Origin of the sequence: Pseudomonas sp. URMO17WK12:I11, assembly GCF_007677725.1 — a bacterium.
GTDB lineage: Bacteria > Pseudomonadota > Gammaproteobacteria > Pseudomonadales > Pseudomonadaceae > Aquipseudomonas.
Genome location: NZ_VEDF01000005.1, coordinates 225,444 through 240,795, shown reverse-complemented (window position 1 = coordinate 240,795; position 15,352 = coordinate 225,444). Strand labels below are relative to the sequence as shown.

17 protein-coding genes are annotated in these 15,352 nt (G+C 62.9%); 13 read left to right on the top strand and 4 right to left on the bottom strand.

Annotated features, from left to right (window positions below; all coding sequences use genetic code 11):
* Positions 1-9: 9 nt before the first annotated feature.
* Positions 10-927 carry a putative 2-dehydropantoate 2-reductase gene (locus tag FS665_RS12155; protein ID WP_145188267.1) on the bottom strand — a complete coding sequence of 306 codons (918 nt, stop codon included), beginning with the start codon at positions 925-927 and terminating at the stop codon, positions 10-12.
* A gap of 102 nt (positions 928-1,029) precedes the next feature.
* On the opposite strand from FS665_RS12155, the gene FS665_RS12150 reads away from it, so the two are divergent.
* From FS665_RS12150 to FS665_RS12140, 3 genes are all read left to right on the top strand, one after another.
* Positions 1,030-1,515 (top strand): YajQ family cyclic di-GMP-binding protein, encoded by a 486-nt coding sequence (locus tag FS665_RS12150; RefSeq protein WP_145188264.1) that lies wholly within the window; start codon positions 1,030-1,032, stop codon positions 1,513-1,515.
* 114 nt (positions 1,516-1,629) lie between these two features.
* Entirely contained in the window at positions 1,630-2,469 is an 840-nt protein-coding gene (locus FS665_RS12145) for a mechanosensitive ion channel family protein (protein WP_145188261.1), read from the top strand.
* Between the two features lie 130 nt (positions 2,470-2,599).
* Positions 2,600-3,844: an MFS transporter gene (locus FS665_RS12140; protein WP_145188259.1), complete on the top strand. Its 1,245-nt coding sequence runs from the start codon at positions 2,600-2,602 to the stop codon at positions 3,842-3,844.
* Between the two features lie 39 nt (positions 3,845-3,883).
* Here FS665_RS12140 and FS665_RS12135 read toward each other — a convergent pair whose 3' ends face one another.
* Together FS665_RS12135 and FS665_RS12130 are read right to left on the bottom strand one after the other, a co-directional pair.
* Positions 3,884-5,431: an AmpG family muropeptide MFS transporter gene (locus FS665_RS12135; protein ID WP_145188256.1), complete on the bottom strand. Its 1,548-nt coding sequence runs from the start codon at positions 5,429-5,431 to the stop codon at positions 3,884-3,886.
* 43 nt (positions 5,432-5,474) lie between these two features.
* A complete protein-coding gene (locus FS665_RS12130) occupies positions 5,475-5,828 on the bottom strand; it encodes an MGMT family protein (RefSeq protein ID WP_145188253.1) in 354 nt (117 codons plus the stop codon).
* Positions 5,829-5,977: 149 nt separating this feature from the next.
* Between FS665_RS12130 and FS665_RS12125 the strand changes: the two genes are divergently transcribed.
* From FS665_RS12125 to groL, 5 genes are all read left to right on the top strand, one after another.
* Positions 5,978-6,988 carry a DUF481 domain-containing protein gene (locus FS665_RS12125; RefSeq protein ID WP_145188250.1) on the top strand — a complete coding sequence of 337 codons (1,011 nt, stop codon included), beginning with the start codon at positions 5,978-5,980 and terminating at the stop codon, positions 6,986-6,988.
* A 105-nt stretch (positions 6,989-7,093) separates the two neighbouring features.
* Entirely contained in the window at positions 7,094-7,825 is a 732-nt protein-coding gene (locus tag FS665_RS12120) for a HugZ family protein (protein WP_145188247.1), read from the top strand.
* 66 nt (positions 7,826-7,891) lie between these two features.
* Entirely contained in the window at positions 7,892-8,353 is a 462-nt protein-coding gene (locus tag FS665_RS12115; protein WP_145188244.1) for an FxsA family protein, read from the top strand.
* A 254-nt stretch (positions 8,354-8,607) separates the two neighbouring features.
* Positions 8,608-8,901 (top strand): co-chaperone GroES, encoded by a 294-nt coding sequence (locus FS665_RS12110; protein WP_029614823.1) that lies wholly within the window; start codon positions 8,608-8,610, stop codon positions 8,899-8,901.
* A gap of 49 nt (positions 8,902-8,950) precedes the next feature.
* The gene (gene groL / locus FS665_RS12105; protein ID WP_145188241.1) at positions 8,951-10,594 is read left to right on the top strand and encodes a chaperonin GroEL; all 1,644 of its coding nucleotides are present in this window, start codon (positions 8,951-8,953) and stop codon (positions 10,592-10,594) included.
* Positions 10,595-10,735: 141 nt separating this feature from the next.
* Here the strand turns inward: groL and FS665_RS12100 are convergent, their stop codons facing one another.
* Positions 10,736-11,452: a phosphatase PAP2 family protein gene (locus FS665_RS12100; protein ID WP_145188238.1), complete on the bottom strand. Its 717-nt coding sequence runs from the start codon at positions 11,450-11,452 to the stop codon at positions 10,736-10,738.
* 179 nt (positions 11,453-11,631) lie between these two features.
* Here FS665_RS12100 and colR point away from each other — a divergent pair, with 179 nt between their 5' ends.
* From colR to FS665_RS12075, 5 genes are all read left to right on the top strand, one after another.
* Entirely contained in the window at positions 11,632-12,315 is a 684-nt protein-coding gene (colR, locus tag FS665_RS12095) for a two-component system response regulator ColR (RefSeq protein ID WP_063913285.1), read from the top strand.
* Positions 12,305-13,606 carry a HAMP domain-containing sensor histidine kinase gene (locus tag FS665_RS12090; protein ID WP_145188235.1) on the top strand — a complete coding sequence of 434 codons (1,302 nt, stop codon included), beginning with the start codon at positions 12,305-12,307 and terminating at the stop codon, positions 13,604-13,606. The genes colR and FS665_RS12090 overlap by 11 nt, the downstream gene beginning before the upstream one ends.
* Before the next feature lie 107 nt (positions 13,607-13,713).
* A complete protein-coding gene (locus FS665_RS12085) occupies positions 13,714-14,394 on the top strand; it encodes a class I SAM-dependent methyltransferase (RefSeq protein ID WP_145188232.1) in 681 nt (226 codons plus the stop codon).
* 6 nt (positions 14,395-14,400) lie between these two features.
* On the top strand, positions 14,401-15,102 hold the full coding sequence (locus FS665_RS12080) for a lipopolysaccharide kinase InaA family protein (protein WP_145188228.1): 702 nt from the start codon (positions 14,401-14,403) through the stop codon (positions 15,100-15,102).
* A complete protein-coding gene (locus tag FS665_RS12075; protein ID WP_145188225.1) occupies positions 15,099-15,320 on the top strand; it encodes a hypothetical protein in 222 nt (73 codons plus the stop codon). Before FS665_RS12080 ends, FS665_RS12075 begins: the two co-directional genes overlap by 4 nt.
* The last annotated feature ends 32 nt before the right edge of the window (positions 15,321-15,352 follow it).

Below are 15,352 nucleotides of genomic sequence, written 5' to 3'. Positions count from 1 at the left end.
AAAGCCGGATCAGGCGCTGGGCAAACCGCGCGCGCGCAGGTTATCGACCAGTTGCCGGTGCAGGTGTTCCAGCGCCGGCAGCACCAGGCCATGGCGCTCGGCCGCGCGGCAGGCGTGGCCGAGCAGGTAGTGCACTTCGGTGCGCCGGCCGGCGCGTACGTCCTGGTACATGGAAGAGTAGTTGGCCGCGGTGGCGAGGATCACCCGCTGCACATCTTCGCCCAGCTCGCTCGCCGCTGCTGGCTGGCCACAACGCTGCAGCAACTGAGCCAGCTCCACGCACAGCGCCTCGACCTGGTCGAGGTGGCCCAGCAGACCACCGTTGTGGCAGTCATGCAGCACCGTCAGCGGGTTGATAGCACAGTTGATTGCCAGCTTGCGCCACAGGCGGGTGAGAATGTCGACCGTCCACTGGGCCGGGATGCCCGCATTGGCCAGGTCCTCGAACCAATCGGGTAGCGCGGGGTTGCTCGGGTCGCCCAGCCAGTTGAAGCCGTGGCCGGCGAAACGCACCCGCCAGTCCGCCTCGCGAAACGCGCCTTCGGTGCTCGAGGCGGCGATGCAGCGGGCGTGGGGGGCCTGTTCGGCCACTTCCTCCTGGCTGCCCAGGCCATTCTGCAACAGGATGATGTGCGCATCCGCAGCCAGGCGTGGCAGCAGACGGGTGATGGCGGGGGCGGCATCATACGCCTTGCAGGCGACCAGCAGTCGATGCACGGGACCTGCGGATTCGGGGGTGTCGGCAGGAATGGCGAACAACGCGGCCTGCTCCTGCTCGATCAGGGTCAGGCCACCGGCGTGCCGGTACGCCTGCAGGCGCTGGTCGTTGCGCAGGATCAGGCGAACCGCTTTGCCGGCGCGTGCCAGACGGCACGCCCAGAGGCTGCCGAGGCTACCGGCGCCGAGAATATGCCAGGTGCTGCTCATCTGCGTTTCGCAACCCGTTATAATGAGCCCGCATTTTAACCCGCCAACACCGACGCGCTCCATGTTCAGCTCGAGCGCGCTCACTCTCATGGAGAATAGCCAATGCCTTCGTTCGACGTGGTATCGGAACTGGACAAGCACGAAGTGCAGAACGCGGTCGACAACGCCATCAAGGACCTCGACCGCCGCTACGACCTCAAAGGCAAAGGTAGCTTCGAGTTCAAGGACAAAGAGCAGACCGTGGTGCTCACGGCCGAAGAAGAGTTCCAGCTCGAGGCGATGCTGGAAATCCTGCGACTGGCGCTGGTCAAGCGCAAGATCGACGTCAAGTGCCTGGAAACCCAGGACCCGTATGCTTCCGGGAAGGAAAAGAAGCAGGAAGCGAAATTCCGCGAGGGCATCGATAAAGACCTGGCCAAGAAGATCGTCGCCACCATCAAGGACGGCAAGCTCAAGGTCCAGGCCGCCATCCAGGGCGAGCAGGTGCGCGTCACCGGCAAGAAGCGCGACGACCTGCAGGAAGCCATTGCCCTGCTGCGCACCAAGGAATTCGACATGCCGCTGCAGTTCAACAACTTCCGCGACTGATCCGCGCCTTTCCAGGAACCGCAGGGCCGCCTGGGCGGTCCATCGGTTCCGGGGCCGCTCGAACCTAGGCGGCCTGCTTTACACAGATTTGCCGCTCGGCATCAGGAGAAGAACATGGACTTTAGCGCTGAGGTCGATCAGCTGGTTCGCCAATCCCATACCTGGATTCCCATGATCATGCAGTACGGTAGCCGTGTGCTGCTGGCGCTGCTGACCCTGGCCATTGGCTGGTGGATCACCAACCTGGTCAGCGATCGTCTTGCCCGCGTGGTCGGTCTGCGCGTGCACGACCCGGCGCTGCAGGGCTTCATTCGCACGCTGACCAACATCATCCTGAAGATCATGCTGGCGATCAGCGTCGCTTCGATGATCGGCATCGAGACCACCTCGTTCGTCGCCGCGATCGGTGGTGCGACACTGGCGATCGGCCTGGCGCTGCAGGGCAGCCTGGCCAACTTTGCCGGTGGTGTGCTGATCTTGTTGTTCCGGCCGTTTCGAATCGGCGACTGGATCGAGGCCCAAGGCGTCAGCGGCACCGTCGACAGCATCCAGATCTTCCACACCGTGCTGCGTACCGGTGACAACAAGACCGTGATCCTGCCCAACGGCACCTTGTCCAACGGCATCATCACCAACACCAACCGTCAGCCCACGCGCAAGGTGGTGTTCGATGTGGGTGTGGACTACGAGGCCGACCTGCAAAAAGCCCGCAATGTGCTGCTGGAACTGGCCCAGGATCCACGGGTGTTGCCAGATCCTGCCCCGCAGGCGGTGGTGTCGACCCTTGGCGACAGCTCGATCACGGTGTCGCTGCGTCTGTGGACCAAGACCTCCGACTACTGGGATGTGATCTTCATGCTCAATGAGCAGGCCCGCGATCGCCTGAAAGCCGAAGGCATCGACATTCCGTTCCCGCAGCGGGTCATCCGCGTGGTGCAGGAAACCACCGCCTGAGTATCTACCCTGTTGCAACCAGGGCCGCTTCTGCGGCCCTGGTCGTTTTCAGCCTTACACTTGTTCACAGCAAAACGGCTGCATTTCTGGCATATAGCCTGACCCTTCTTGTCTGCATCGATTCGCCACCATGAAACCACTGCTCTACATCACTCCCTTGCGGGCCTTGCTGTTCGGCTTGACCCTGGCCCTGTTCGAGCTGCTCACCTACCTGGCCAGCGACGCCGTGATGCCGGCCATGCCGGTGGTGGTCGAGCACCTGCAGGCGAGCCCCGAGTTCATTCCCCACGCGCTCAACCTGTACCTGCTGGGCGGTGTCGTGTTGCAATGGCTGATCGGCCCGCTGGCCGACCGCTATGGCCGGCGCCCGCTGCTGCTGGCTGGCTGCGCTTGCTTTGGCGTCGCTTGCCTGGCGACCTATTGGGTGCAGGACATCGGCGTGTTCAACCTGTTGCGCTTGCTGCAGGGCATCGGCCTGGGCTTTGTGGTGACGGTCAGCTATCCGGCGTTGAACGAGTCGTTCAGCGAAGCCGATGCCGTGCGCATGATGGCGTTGCTGGCCAATATCGCGCTGCTCTCGCCGCTGCTCGGGCCGCTGGTGGGCACGCTGATGCTGCAGTGGCTGGACTGGCGCTGGCTGTTCGTGGCCTTCGCCGTGGGCGCGGTGGTGTGCTGGGGGCTGCTGTATCGCCTGATGCCGGAAACCCTCGGGGTCGAGCGCCGCGATGGCTCGCGGCTTGCGTTCACACCCATCCACCTGCTGCCGTTGCTGGCCGGCTATGGCCAGTTGCTGCGCAACCGCAAGTTCGTCGCAGGCAGTGCCGCCCTGGGCCTGGTGGGCTTGCCGCTGATCGCCTGGATCGGCCTGTCGCCGGTGCTGTTGATCCATGACGAGGGGCTCAGCACCCTGGATTACGCGCTCTGGCAATTGCCGGTATTCGGTGGCCTGATCCTGGGCAACCTGATCATCAACCGTATCGCCGACCGCTACCCGCTGCCGGCCTTGGTGCGGGGTGCCCTGGCGCCGTACCTGGCTGGCTTGGCCCTGATGCTGCTGGCGACCTGGTGGTGGCCGAGCGTGGCCAGCGTCGTCGCAGGCATGTCGCTGTATGCGCTGGGGCTAGGGGTGGCCAACGCGGTGCTCTACCGCATGACCCTGTTCGCCAGCGAGCAAAGCAAAGGCCTGGTATCGGCCATGCTGGGCATGATCACCATCGCCTTGCTCGGCCTGGGCGGCGCGTTGCTGGCGATGATCGGGGCGGGCGCGAGCCTGTTGCACTTCGCCTGGGCGGCAAGCATTGCCGGTGCGCTGGCACTGTGGCCGTTGTGGTACGTGGTCGGCGGGCGTCATGCCGACGCGACGGTCGCAGGCTGATGGCTGCCTGCACAGGCCTGTGCAGGCAGCGATGATCGCTCAGGGCTGATCGGCGGCAGGCGAGTCGGCCGCGGCGGGCTTGCCGCGGCCGGCTTCCTGACGCCACTGCAGGGCGATCAGGATCAGCGTCGGCACGCCAAGCAGGGCGGTGATCAGGAAGAAATCGTGGTAGCCGTATTTCTCCACCATCACCCCCGAATAGCCGCCAATCAGCCGCGGCAGCAGCAGCATGATCGAACTGAGCAGCGCGTACTGCGTGGCCGAGAACTTCAGGTTGGTCAGGCTCGACAGATAGGCGACGAACGCCGAGGTAGCCAGGCCCGAACTGAAGTTGTCCAGCGAGATGGTCACCACCAGCATTTCGACGTTAGGCCCCATGTCGGCCAACATCAGGAACAGGATGTTGGTCGCGGCCGAGGCGGCGCCGCCGACGAACAGGATCGGCATGATGCCGAAGCGCACGATCAGCAGGCCGCCGGCCCCGGCGCCGACCAGGGTCATGATCAGGCCGAAGATCTTGCTGACGCTGGCGATCTGGTCCTTGGTGAAGCCCATGTCGATGTAGAAGACATTGGCCATTACACCCATGACGGTGTCGGACATCCGGTAGGTGGCGATCAGCCCGAGCAGCAGCAAGGCTTGCCAGCGGTAACGGGCGATGAAGTCGTTGACCGGCACCAGCACCGGCGCAAGGCCACGCCGGCCCAGGCTGGACAGGCAAGCCCAGGTCAGCAGTACGTAGAGGATCAAACGCAGGAAGGCGCGATCTTCGAGCAACAGGTCGAGCGGCGTGGCGTCGCCGGAAATGACCGTCGACCAGCCGGTATTGAACATCTGGGTAAAGCTCGCCGGCACCGAGACCAGCAGGATGATCAGCACGAATACCGACGCCAGCTGATGCATCAGGCCATAGCGCGCAGCCGACAGCTGCGTGCGCAGTGGCACCGGCGGTTCGCGCATCACCAGGGTGGTGAACAGCGCCGGCAGCATCATCACCCCGAACAGCACGTACGTGCCGGCCCACGCTTTATGCAGGTAGCTGAAGCCGGTGGAGCCGAACCATTCGGCGAAGAACAGCGCACCGGCAGTGGCGAGCAGCGCAGCGACCCGGTAGCCGGCCATGTAGCTGGCGGCCAGGGCGGCCTGGCGCTGGTCGTCGGCAATCTCCAGACGGTAGGCGTCGACCGCGATATCCTGGGTGGCCGAGGCGAAGGCCACCAGCACCGCCAGGGCGATCAGCCAGGAGAGATGCTGCTGCGGGTCGCACAGGCTCATGCCCAGCAGGCCGATCACCACCAGCGCCTGCGACAGCAACAGCCACGAGCGACGACGCCCCATGCCACCGAGCAGCGGTAGGCGCCACTGGTCCAGCAGGGGCGACCAGACCCACTTGAAGGCGTAGGCCAGGCCGATCAGGCTGGCATAGCCAATGGTTTCCCGCGCCACGCCCGCTTCGCGCAGCCACACGGACAAGGTCGAAAACACCAGCATGTAGGGCAGGCCGGCAGCAAAGCCCAACAGCAGAAGCACCAAGGTTGACGGGCTGGCATAGGCAGCGAGCGCAGCGCGCCAGGTTTTACGGGGCATGGGCCAACATCTGCCTCAAATTTACGAAAACAAAGCGCGCACTCTAACCGCTGTGCTCCACTGGGCGCCAGCCATGACGCGTCATATCCACACGATTATGGGTTACTTGCACGCCCTCCGCGCGCAGCCTGGCGCGCTGTTCGTCGCCACTGGGCGTACCCGCTGCCAGGCTCAGGCGGCCGCTGGCGCCCAACACACGATGCCAGGGCAGACGACTCCCATCTGGCAGTTGCGCAAGGGTACGGCCCACCCAGCGCGCCGCGCGACCAAGGCCGGCCAGTTCGGCCAATTGGCCGTAGCTGACCACCTTGCCTGACGGCACCTGCCCGAGCACCGAATACAGCGCCGTTCGTCGGGCGTCAGGCGTGTTCTGGTACAGCCCATCTTCCCCGTGCACCCGATCAGCCCTGGCCTTGGATGAAAGCGGACCAATGGTTCGAATAAATGCGAGTGGAACTCATTGCAGACTCCTGTGTCTGTGCTTGCTCATGTCGTGGGTTGCCGGATAATGCCGGCTTTTTCGTCAATTCGAATCCATTAGCGCTTATGCATTCTAGATCCTTGCTGTGCCTGTTGACTGCTTCTCTGTGCGCTGCCCCAGCGTTCGCCGATACCGTGTGGATGAAGAACGGCGATCGCCTCAGTGGCAAGATTCGCGTGTTCGACGGCGGCAAGCTGCTGCTCGAAACGCCTTATGGCGGTTCGGTGTCGCTGGATTGGAAACAGGTCAAGACCCTGGAAAGCGACCAACAGCTGTTGGTCAAGCAGGATGCCTACAGCGGCGAGAAGGCCAAATCGCTCAAGGCTGCCGAGCCCGGCAAGGTGACTCTGGCCAACGGCGATGCGCCCAAGACTGTGGAGCTGGCCAGCATCGAGCAGATCATGAAGCCCAAACCTGTGGTCGAGGATCTGGTATGGAAGGGCAATGTCGATGTGGCGCTGGACTACAAGCGTGCCGAGAACGACACCGACGACTATGACGTCGGGTTCAAGACCACGGCGCGTCATGGCCGCTGGCGGCACAATGCCGAAGGCGAATACAACCGCGAAACCAAGGACGATGTCACCACCACCGACAACTGGAGCGCCGAGTACGCGCTTGACCGCTTCCTGACTGAGCAGTGGTTCTGGCAGGGTCGCCTGGAGTACAAGCGCGACCACGTCGAGGACCTGGCGCGCCAGCGCACGGTGGGTACCGGCCCGGGCTATCAGTTCTGGGATAACGAGTTGGGCGCATTCTCGCTCGGTACGCTGCTCAACCGCACCGACTTCGAATACCAGGACGGTGCCAAGGACAACTTCTATTCGGCCGCGCTGAAGTGGGACTACACCCGCTACTTGATCGGCAAGAAGGTTCAGCTGTTCACCAACGGTGAGTTCGCCAAGCCGCTGGGTAACGTCGCCGACTATTCGCTGGATGCCGAGATCGGTCTGCGCTACAAGGTCACCGATTGGGCCTCGCTCAACCTCAAGGCGGAAAAAGACATCATCACCGGCACCCGCGAAAGCGATCTGGACAAGACCCGCTACACCGCAGGCTTCGGCGTCAGCTGGTAAGGCGCGCAAGCCGCAAGCTGCAAAAAAAAGCAGTCCCCCATCCGCCCGCGAGCGCGCTTTTTCTTGTAGCTTGCAGCGTATAGCGTGCAACGTAGAGAAGACGTGATGAGCAAACAGGCCATTCGACCCGCGCGGCAATTGCTGCTCAAGGAATACCGCGGCGTGCTGTCGACCCATTCCAAGTCCATGCCGGGGTTTCCCTTCGGTTCGGTGGTGCCGTATTGCCTGGATGCTGCCGGTAACCCACTGATGCTGATCAGCCGCATCGCCCAACACACCCACAACCTGCTCAAAGACCCCAAGTGCTCGTTGCTGGTCGGCGAGCGTGAGGCCGAAGACGTGCAGGCCGTGGGGCGCCTGACCGTGATGGCCGAAGCGCACCCGTTGGTAGAAGAGGCCTCGATCGAGGCGGCAGCGGAGCGTTACTACCGGTATTTCCCCGATGCGGCCAATTACCACAAAGCCCATGATTTCGATTTCTGGGTGCTGCAGCCGGTACGTCACCGCTACATCGGCGGCTTCGGCGCCATTCACTGGCTCGACCAGGTGACCTTGGCCAACCCTTTCGCCGGCCAGGCGGAGGCCAGCATGGTCGAACACATGAACACCGACCACGCCAGCGCCATTGCCCACTATGTCGCGCTGAGCGGTCTGCCGACCGGCGCGCCGGCACAGCTGGCCGGCATCGACAGCGAAGGCATGCACCTGAGGATTGGCCAGGGCATTCACTGGTTGCCGTTCCCGAGCACTTGCAATACGCCGACACAAGTGCGCGAAGCCTTGGTATTGCTGGCCCGCGCTGCTCATTGGCCGAATCCGATCGACGTCGAGGCTTGAAAAGCCGAGCGCATGCATCCATCTGATGGTCTTACTGGAAGGTTTCTTCCGACGAGGAATGCTTTGATGCGTGCTTTTCTATTGCTGTTACTGCTGTTTCCGGTGCTGGAGTTGTTCGTTTTCGTCAAGGTCAGCGCCGCCATCGGATTCTTTCCGGCGCTGCTACTGATCATCGCCGGTTCCGCCCTGGGCGTGCTGGTCATGCGCGTGGCCGGCCTGGCGACGGCGCTGCGCGCGCGGGAAAGCCTGCAGCGCGGTGAGCTGCCGGCCGAGGAGATGTTCCAGGGCCTGATGCTGGCCGTCGGCGGCGGCCTGCTGCTGCTGCCCGGCTTCATCAGCGACGTGCTGGGCGTGCTGTGCCTGTTGCCGTTCAGCCGTCGCCTGGCAGTGCGCAAGCTGCGTGAGCGCGCCGAGGCCCAGGCCATGCGCCAGCGCGCGTTCCAGGACGACCCGCTGCAGCCGCAACCGCGCGACAGCGCCCATCGGCCGAATGTGATCGAAGGCGAATACGAACGCCGTGACCAATAGACCGATTCGTCCAACCTTGGGGGCCGCAGATGCGGCCCCTGTGTTTTTCGGCCTGCGGAAAAATTTTGCATGGCAAACCTTGTAATTGCCCACAGCGGCCTCATGTATGTGGTCACCGCAAGGTTTCTGGTGGCAACACCAGTCATTACACAGGTGGCTTGCCTGCGGCGAGCTACCCCCGGCAACGCCGGACCGCATCAACCCGCCGGTGTCGACACCGGCCGATGAAAACCACAAATTGGGAGAGATCGACAATGAAGCTTCGTCCTCTGCATGACCGCGTAGTCATCCGTCGCAGCGAAGAAGAATCGAAAACCGCTGGCGGTATCGTCCTGCCGGGTTCGGCCGCTGAAAAACCAAACCGCGGCGAAGTCGTCGCCGTTGGCACCGGCCGTGTCCTGGACAACGGCGAAGTACGTGCGCTGGCCGTCAAAGTCGGTGACAAAGTGGTTTTCGGCCCTTACTCGGGCAGCAACACCGTGAAAGTCGATGGCGAAGACCTGCTGGTCATGGCCGAGAATGAAATCCTCGCCGTCATCGAAGGCTGATTTCCCCCGACTTCCCGTTACTCCAAAGTTTTTCAAGGATTAAACGATCATGGCTGCTAAAGACGTAAAATTCGGCGATTCCGCTCGTAAGAAAATGCTCGTTGGTGTCAACGTTCTGGCTGACGCGGTAAAAGCGACCCTCGGCCCGAAAGGCCGTAACGTGGTACTGGCCAAGAGCTTCGGCGCTCCGACCATCACCAAGGACGGCGTTTCCGTCGCCAAAGAGATCGAACTCAAAGACGCCTTCGAAAACATGGGCGCCCAGCTGGTCAAGGAAGTCGCTTCCAAGGCCAACGATGCTGCCGGTGACGGCACCACCACCGCTACCGTCCTGGCTCAAGCCATCGTCAACGAAGGCCTCAAGGCCGTCGCTGCTGGCATGAACCCAATGGACCTCAAGCGCGGTATCGACAAAGCCACCGCTGCTGTCGTTGCCGAGCTGAAAAACCTCTCCAAGCCATGCGCCGACTCCAAGGCCATCGCTCAGGTAGGCACCATCTCCGCCAACTCCGACAGCTCCATCGGTGAAATCATCGCCGAAGCCATGGAAAAAGTCGGCAAGGAAGGCGTGATCACCGTCGAAGAAGGCTCGGGCCTGGAAAACGAACTGTCCGTCGTAGAAGGCATGCAGTTCGACCGCGGCTACCTGTCGCCGTACTTCGTCAACAAGCCAGACACCATGGTTGCCGAGCTGGACAGCCCGCTGCTGCTGCTGGTCGACAAGAAGATCTCCAACATCCGCGAGCTGCTGCCGGTTCTGGAAGCCGTTGCCAAAGCCGGCCGTCCGCTGCTGATCGTTGCCGAAGACGTCGAAGGCGAAGCCCTGGCGACCCTGGTGGTCAACAACATGCGCGGCATCGTCAAGGTTGCTGCGGTCAAAGCTCCAGGCTTCGGCGACCGCCGCAAGGCCATGCTGCAGGACATCGCCGTGCTGACCGGCGGCCAGGTCATCTCCGAAGAAATCGGCCTGACCCTGGAAACCACTACCCTGGAGCACCTGGGCAACGCCAAGCGCGTGATCCTGTCGAAAGAAAACACCACCATCATCGATGGTGCTGGCGTCGACGCCGACATCGAAGCACGCGTCAAGCAGATCCGTGCCCAGATCGAAGAAACCTCTTCGGACTACGACCGTGAGAAGCTGCAAGAGCGTCTGGCCAAACTGGCTGGCGGTGTTGCCGTGATCAAGGTCGGTGCAGGCACCGAAGTTGAAATGAAAGAGAAGAAAGCTCGCGTCGAAGACGCCCTGCACGCTACCCGTGCAGCCGTCGAAGAAGGCGTGGTGCCTGGCGGTGGTGTTGCCCTGGTGCGTGCCCTGTCGGCCATCACCGAGCTCAAAGGCGACAACGAAGACCAGAACGTCGGTATCGCCCTGCTGCGTCGCGCTGTAGAAGCACCGCTGCGTCAGATCACTGCCAACGCCGGCGACGAGCCAAGCGTGGTAGCTGACAAGGTCAAGCAAGGTTCGGGCAACTACGGCTACAACGCTGCAACCGGCGAGTACGGCGACATGATCGAAATGGGTATCCTCGACCCGGCCAAGGTCACCCGCTCGGCGCTGCAAGCGGCTGCTTCGATCGGCGGTCTGATGATCACCACCGAAGCCATGATCGCTGACGCACCAAGCGAAGCTCCAGCTGGCGGCGGTATGCCAGACATGGGCGGCATGGGTGGCATGGGCGGCATGATGTAAGCCAGCCTTACCCGCTGCACCCTCGGAAGCCCTGGTTCGTGAGAACCGGGGCTTTTTTGTGTTCGCCACGGTATTGTTTTGCGCCTGTGCGATCGGGCGCCTGTCGTGCGGCGGATCGCGAGCTGCGCTCGCTCCTACGATCTATCTAGGGTTAATGATGGTACTGGGGCGGTGCCGATAGAGGATCAGGTAGTACGATCCCAAGCCGATCAACCAGCAGAACACCGCCGTCCACACGTTGTGCGACAGAAAATGCGCGCCCTGCATCATTCGCCCCAGACCAAGCACCGAACCTGCCACCAACGCCACGACAAACGCCGCCCGCGCCAGGCGCGGCCTGCGATCGCGCAGCATGAAGAACAGCCCGAACAGGCAGAAGCCGGTCGCTGCATGCCCGCCCGGCCAGCACAGCCCGGGTTTGTCGGTGGCCGGCCGCGGTTCCAGCAACTTGCTGTAGGTCTCGCTGCCGCCGAACTGGGTCAAGCTCCACGGGCATTGCACCTGTGTGACCTTCTTCAGTGGCGTGACGAAGGCCGTCGACAGCCCCAGCGCCAAGACCAGGCATCCCAACTCACGACGCCAACCGAACAGCCTGGGCCAGACCAGGCTCAGGGCAAAGGCGGCGAGGGCGAGCAAACCGAGCACGATTACCCCTTGCTTGACCCGATCATGCAGCACCGTTTCCAGCAGGTAGCTGTGCCGGCCGATGAATTGACCGGCGGCCGGGTCGAAGAACAACGTGGCGATGTCCATGTCCAGCGAGGTCAACTCCAGCAACAGCAAGGCCAGCGCAATGGCCAGCGGCGTGCCCAGGTACAGCCACAGGTTGAGCGGGCGAGGGTGAAGGGTGTGCGACATGGCGACTCCAGGATGCGAAAAGTTCGGCATTGTCGTGCTGGCACTATGCTCTGTGCGTGAAGGTTCGGTGAAAAAACCGTCAAGTGCGCTGAATTCGTCCCGGGGCTGGTACACGACCGGCGATGGCCTTAAGCTGCGCCTGCCGCGCACCTAAGCGAAGCGCCGCACAGGAGACCCCGATGCGTATTCTTTTGGTTGAAGACAACCGCGATATCCTTGCCAACCTGGCCGATTACCTGGGCATGAAAGGCTACACCGTGGACTGCGCCCAGGATGGTTTGTCCGGCTTGCACCTGGCCGCCACCGAGCACTACGACCTGATCGTGCTCGACATCATGCTGCCCGGTATCGACGGCTACACCCTGTGCAAGCGCCTGCGCGAGGACGCCCGCCGCGATACCCCGGTGATCATGCTGACCGCCCGCGACCAGCTCGACGATCGCCTGCAGGGCTTTCGCTCCGGGGCCGATGACTATCTGCTGAAACCTTTCGCGTTGTCGGAATTGGCCGCACGCATCGAGGCGGTGCTGCGCCGGGCCCAGGGTGGTGGTCGGCGTACCCTGCAGGTGGCCGACCTCAGCTATGACCTGGACACCCTCGAGGTGTCTCGCCAGGGCCGGTTGCTCAAGCTCAACCCGGTTGGTCTCAAGCTGCTGGCGGTACTGATGCAGAAGAGCCCCCACGTGCTGCGCCGCGAGGTGCTCGAAGAAGCCCTGTGGGGTGACGACTGCCCGGACAGCGACAGCCTGCGCAGCCATGTCCATCAGTTGCGCCAGGTGATCGACAAGCCGTTCGAGAAACCCTTGCTGCATACCGTCCATGGCGTCGGCTATCGCCTCGCCGAGGGCCGTGATGGAGTTTAAACAGAGCCTCGCCCAGCGCATCATCATCGCCTTCGCCTTGATGAGCGCGCTGGTGGCAGGCGCCTTTGCCTTTGGCATCGTGGCCACCGTGCACCTGGTCGAAGAGCGGCTGATTTCCTCGGTGCTCGGCGGCGACTTGCAGCGCCTCCTGCGCATGGACAGCGTCAGCGACTGGAGCCACCGACCGCGGCCCGACCAGCTGTTCTACTTCAGTGGCGGGCGCGATGATTTCGAGCTGCCCAAGGATCTGCGCCACCTGGATGTGGGCTTTCATGAGGTGTTCCGCGACCAGCTTTCCTATCATGCCATGGTCGAGATCGTCGATGGCCGGCGCTACGTGCTGCTGCAGGACCAGAGCGATTTCGAGGAGCGCGAGCGTCTGTTGTTTGCGGTGGTGGTGGTCGGCTTCGTGCTCAGCCTGGTCCTGGCCGTGGTGCTCGGCTGGCTGTTGGCGCGGCGGGTGATGGCGCCGGTGATTCGCCTGGCCCGCCAGGTGCGCCATCGTGACCAACTGCTGGGGCTGGCGCCGCCGCTGGCGCCTGATTACGCGGCCGATGAGGTCGGGCAGCTGGCCGTCGCCTTCGACGACACCCTCGGCCGGCTGCGCGACGCGCTGACCCGTGAGCGGCTGTTCACCAGCGATGTCAGTCATGAGCTGCGCACACCGTTGATGGTGCTGGCGACCTCCTGCGAACTGCTCATGGAAAACCCCAACCTCGACACGCGCTCCCGCAGCCAGGTGGAGCGCATCGCCCGCGCCACCGAGGAGATGCGCGAGCTGGTCAAGACCTTCCTGATGCTTGCGCGTGCCCAGCGTGATCAGGGCGCGGTGGCGTCCCGGGCCACCCTGCGCGAAGTTGCCGAAGACTTGATCGGCGTGTGGCGCGACACCATCGAGCAAAAAGGTCTGACGCTGTACTTCGATGGCCAGGTCAGCGCGGGTCCGCTGCTGTACAACGCTACCTTCCTGCAATCGGTGATGGGCAATTTGTTGCGCAACGCCGCGCACTACACCGACAGCGGATACATCCGCTTGAGCCTGGAAGCCACCGGTTTCAGCGTCGAGGACAGCGGCGTCGGCATTCCCGAGGAACAACGCGAAGCGATGTTCAAGCCGTTCGTGCGCGGCGATGAGCGCCGTGGCGAGGGGCTGGGCCTGGGGCTTTCGCTGGTGCAGCGGATCTGCGATGACCAAGGCTGGCGGGTGACGCTGACCTCGACCTCGCCCCACGGTTGTCGCTTCCAGGTCGACCTCAGCCAGAGCGCGGAAACGACTGATCCCTTTCAGTAATGGCGTGAAACATTCATGACGAGTGCTTACATTTTTTTCACATCAGGATAACCTGGCCGTTACGACTCGTTACCTAAGGTGTGCGCACTGGAACCTGGAGACGCCCAATGCGCAGCCCGATCAAACTCGAATTTTCCGAAAAGTATGACCAGCAACATGCCCAGGCTTACTTTCGCAAGCACCAGGACGGGCTGGCTCGACGCCTGTCCCATGCCCGTGATGAGCAGATGGCCCGTCGCGCCCTGGCGCTGGCTGGGGAACCGGGCCTGGTGCTCGACTTACCCTGCGGTGCTGGGCGCTTCTGGCCGCTGCTGGCGGAAAAACCGAATCGGGTGATCATCGGTGCCGACAATTCCGAGGCGATGATCCAGACCGCGTGTGCCGCGCAACCGCCAGAGGTGGTAGCCCGGGTACGGCCTTTGCAGACATCTGCGTTCGCCATCGACCTGCCGGACAACGCGGTCGACAGCATATTTTGCATGCGCCTGTTTCATCACATCGGTGACCCGGCGCACCGCAAGACCATTCTTGACGAGTTTCAGCGGGTTAGCCGTGACAGCGTTATCCTGTCGCTGTGGGTAGACGGCAATTTCAAGGCCTGGCGCCGCCGCAAGCTCGAAGACAAGCGCAGCGCCAGGGCGCAGCAGGACAGCTACCAGAACCGGTTCGTGTTACCGGCAGAAACGGTAGAGGCCGAATTCAAGGCCGCCGGCTTCAGAATCCAGGAGCACCTCGACTTCCTGCCGTTCTATGCCATGTGGCGGGTTTATGTATTGCGTAAGGGGTAGTGTTTGATGGCGGTAGCCCAACATGGGGAATCACGGTTCGACTATTACTGGCGCCAGCAAGGCGAGTGGGTCGAGGAGCCCAATCAGCGGCGCGGCGGCGAAAGCGGCGTACAACGGCTGAGCGACGGTAACGGCAAGGTGCTGTATGCCAAGCGCCAGGTTGGCCACATCTATCGCAGCCTGTTGCACCCATTCGGCAGGCCAACGGTGCTGCGTGAGCTCGACGCGCTCAACAGTTTCGAACAGCTTGGGGTCCGCGTGCCGCGCATCGTGTTCTGCGGGGCCGAGCGCGACGCCGATCGGCAATGGCGGGCGTTGCTGGTCAGCGAGGCCCTCGACGGCTTCGTCGAGCTCGACACCTGGCATGCCAAGGGCGCGCGCGAGCGCTATCCCCAGGTGGTGCACGAGCGCATGCTCAAGGAGCTGGCCGACAACCTCGCGCGCATGCACCTGGGCCACTGGCAGCACGGCTGCTTGTACGGCAAGCACGTCTTCATCAAGGTCATCGGCGAGGGGGAGCATGCCCGCGTCGAAGTCGCACTCCTGGACCTGGAAAAGTGCCGACGACGCCTCAGCTGTCAGCGCGCGGCAGGTAATGACCTGCGCCAGCTGCGTCGCCACTCGTCGCTAAATGACACGGAATGGCAAACGCTGCTCTACTTTTACCAGATGGCGTTTGGCAGCGCTGTCAAAGGGTTAGGGCAATGAAACTAGAAATCGCTCGAGCTTTGTTCCTGGTGGCTGGCTTGGCTGTGACCACAGCGGCATTCGCCGCCTGGGAAGAGCCCAAGCCTGGCGTCATCAGCAAGGCTGGCCAATGCGCGATCCCGCGCGTAGCCAAGGCACCCGAGGCTCAGGCCCAGCCTGACCACGATCTGCTGCTGTTCCTGTTCGGCATGCGCCAGGGGCTACGGCCATTTGGCTGAAATCGTTCGAGCACAGCAAAAGCCTCGCAGTC

Bases quoted from the DNA above. Each gene is read 5' to 3' on its own strand.
- FS665_RS12075 (WP_145188225.1), top strand. From the start codon at position 15,099: ATGAAACTAGAAATCGCTCGAGCTTTGTTCCTGGTGGCTGGCTTGGCT.
- groL (WP_145188241.1), top strand. From the start codon at position 8,951: ATGGCTGCTAAAGACGTAAAATTCGGCGATTCCGCTCGTAAGAAAATG.
- FS665_RS12125 (WP_145188250.1), top strand. From the start codon at position 5,978: ATGCATTCTAGATCCTTGCTGTGCCTGTTGACTGCTTCTCTGTGCGCT.
- FS665_RS12150 (WP_145188264.1), top strand. From the start codon at position 1,030: ATGCCTTCGTTCGACGTGGTATCGGAACTGGACAAGCACGAAGTGCAG.
- FS665_RS12110 (WP_029614823.1), top strand. From the start codon at position 8,608: ATGAAGCTTCGTCCTCTGCATGACCGCGTAGTCATCCGTCGCAGCGAA.
- colR (WP_063913285.1), top strand. From the start codon at position 11,632: ATGCGTATTCTTTTGGTTGAAGACAACCGCGATATCCTTGCCAACCTG.
- FS665_RS12085 (WP_145188232.1), top strand. From the start codon at position 13,714: ATGCGCAGCCCGATCAAACTCGAATTTTCCGAAAAGTATGACCAGCAA.
- FS665_RS12135 (WP_145188256.1), bottom strand. From the start codon at position 5,431: ATGCCCCGTAAAACCTGGCGCGCTGCGCTCGCTGCCTATGCCAGCCCG.
- FS665_RS12145 (WP_145188261.1), top strand. From the start codon at position 1,630: ATGGACTTTAGCGCTGAGGTCGATCAGCTGGTTCGCCAATCCCATACC.
- FS665_RS12155 (WP_145188267.1), bottom strand. From the start codon at position 927: ATGAGCAGCACCTGGCATATTCTCGGCGCCGGTAGCCTCGGCAGCCTC.
- FS665_RS12090 (WP_145188235.1), top strand. From the start codon at position 12,305: ATGGAGTTTAAACAGAGCCTCGCCCAGCGCATCATCATCGCCTTCGCC.
- FS665_RS12100 (WP_145188238.1), bottom strand. From the start codon at position 11,452: ATGTCGCACACCCTTCACCCTCGCCCGCTCAACCTGTGGCTGTACCTG.
- FS665_RS12120 (WP_145188247.1), top strand. From the start codon at position 7,094: ATGAGCAAACAGGCCATTCGACCCGCGCGGCAATTGCTGCTCAAGGAA.
- FS665_RS12115 (WP_145188244.1), top strand. From the start codon at position 7,892: ATGCGTGCTTTTCTATTGCTGTTACTGCTGTTTCCGGTGCTGGAGTTG.
- FS665_RS12140 (WP_145188259.1), top strand. From the start codon at position 2,600: ATGAAACCACTGCTCTACATCACTCCCTTGCGGGCCTTGCTGTTCGGC.
- FS665_RS12080 (WP_145188228.1), top strand. From the start codon at position 14,401: ATGGCGGTAGCCCAACATGGGGAATCACGGTTCGACTATTACTGGCGC.